1 protein-coding gene is annotated in these 2,261 nt (G+C 72.4%); it reads right to left on the bottom strand.

Features of this window, described 5'->3' with window-relative positions; translation table 11 throughout:
* Nucleotides 1-2,083 (bottom strand): ATP-dependent helicase (locus GH736_RS21430; RefSeq protein WP_203230899.1); only part of this gene is annotated, 2,083 nt, incomplete at its 3' end.
* Between the last annotated feature and the right edge of the window lie 178 nt (nucleotides 2,084-2,261).

Genomic DNA, 2,261 nt, shown 5'->3' with positions numbered 1-2,261 from the left:
CGTGCACCGCCTCGTGCCTCGGGCCGAGCGGGTCGAGTGGCCAGCGCTGGCGGACGGTGTCGCCGCCGCGCGGGTTCTCGTCATCGGCCGGCGTCACGGGCAGGGCGCCGACGTCGAGGATGCCGGCGCGCACGAGCTCGTGCAGGAACACGCTCGGCTTGCGAGGTGACTTCTGCGAGGCCCACCAGGAGCCCGTGAGCAGGAGCTCGGAGCGGGTGCGCGTCAGTGCCACGTAGGCCAGGCGTCGCTCCTCGTCGGCGTGCCGCTGCCGGTTCTCCTCGGCGAAGCCGCGCACCGCCTCGTCGAACTCCGCCTGGCTCTGCACCCCGCGCCACTGGAGCTCGGGCAGCTCGGCACGATCCCCCTTGAAGTCGTTGGGCAGCTCGCCGAACGCGAGCCAGCCCTTCGTGGTGCGGGGCTTGGAAGGGAGCTCCTCGTCGACCATGCGCGGGATCGCGACGACATCCCACTCGAGTCCCTTCGACCCGTGGATCGACAACACCTGCACCGCACCGGGCTCGGGCTCGTCCTGGCGGGGTGCGAGCCGGTCGCGCTGCTCCGCCTCGGTGAGCCACCCGAGGAACGCGCCGAGCGTGGGGTGCTCGGCGACGTCGGCGAACCCCGCGAGCAGTTCGTCGAACGCCTCGAGGCTCGGCGGCCCGAGCGGCTGCTCCGCGTTCGCGGCGACCTCGATGTCGAGGAGCAGTTCCTGCTGCACGAGGTGGACGAAGTCGACCAGTCCGAGCCCGGCACGACGTCGCAGCGACTGCAGCTGCGCACCCGCTCGACGCATTCGCCCGAGCCCGGTGTCGCTGAATGCCCGCAGCGCCGAATGGCTGTCGGGCGCGGTCAGGAGGAAGTCGAGCGCGTCGACGATCGACGGCGACTCGTCGGCGGCGACGGAGGCCCGCAGCCCCTGCCGCACCTCGTCGCCCAGGCGGCGACTGCCGAGGTCGCGGTCGGCCAGCCATCTGGCGAGTCCGTTGAGCGCCGCGAGGTCGGCGGGGCCGATGCGCCACCTGGCTCCGCCGAGGACTCGCACGAGTTCCGAGCCCGCCGTCGGATCGTGCAGGACTCGCAGGACGCAGACGAGGTCGGCGATGACCGGCTGGTCGAGCAGTCCGGCGATGCCGAGCACGTGTGTCGGGACTCCGTGGTTGCGAAGGGCCGTCGTGAAGACGCCGACGTTCGCGAACGTGCGGCAGAGCAGGGCCCCGCTGCGGCTCGCTCCCCCTCCGGGGCGGCCCAGCCGTGCCGCGAACCAGCGCGCCACCAGGTCGGCCTCGTGCTCGATGGTCTCGGCCCACCGCACGCCGACCTCGCCGGCTCCCGCGAAGGGCGACGGCGACAGCGGCGCCTTGGGGATTCCCGCATCGAGCGGCTGGATGAGCGCGTTCGCCGCGTCGAGCACGATCCCGGGGTTGCGCCAGCTCGTGGAGAGGTCGAAGACGCCGGCACCCGAATCCGGCGCGAAGTCCTTCGAGAAGCGGGCGAGGTTCGCGGCGCTCGCACCCCGCCACCCGTAGATCGACTGGTCGGGGTCGCCGACCGCCATCACCGAATGACCGCTGAACAGCGTCGCGAGGAGCCTGGTCTGCACCACGCTCGTGTCCTGGTACTCGTCGAGCAGCACGGTGCGGGCACGCTCGCGGTGCGCGGCGACGACCTCGGGGTTGCGCTCGCAGATCGCGAGCGCAAGGGCGACCTGGTCGGAGAACTCGACGTAGCCGCGCTCCCGTTTCGCCGCAGCATAGGCGTCGGCCAGGTCGAGCAGCGGCGGCAGCGCCCCGACCACGCCGAGCGCGCTCGTGAACGTCTCGAAGTCGGTGCGCTTGCGCGGCGCCTCGATGGGCAGGCCCTCCATGCTGAGGAAGTCGCGGGCGAACGCCTGCACGTCACGGCTGTCGGCGACGTTCTCGGCGAGCGCACGGCTGAGCGACAGCACGGCACCGGTGACCCGGTCGAGGGAGGCGTCGAGCTCGACGAGCCGCGGATCGGCCGACGCGCTCACGACCGACCTCGCGAGCAGCCACGCGGATGCCTCGCCGAGCACCGCGGCGTCGGGCTCGCGCCCGATGAGCATCGCGTGCTCGCGGTAGATGGAGCTGGCGAAGGCGTTGTAGGTGCCGACGGCGGCCGAAGGCGGGGCTCTTGAGCTCGATGTCGACGGCGCCGAGCAGCACGAAGGAGGCGAGCACGAGGAGCAGTTGACCGACGCGGATGATCCGTCGCGGCGACCACACCAGCGCGAGGCGGGTGCC

Source organism: Agromyces humi, from assembly GCF_009720255.1.
GTDB classification, from domain to species: Bacteria; Actinomycetota; Actinomycetes; order Actinomycetales; family Microbacteriaceae; genus Agromyces; species Agromyces humi.
Note: the sequence above shows the minus strand (reverse complement) of the source record. Positions and strands in the feature narration are given on the sequence as shown.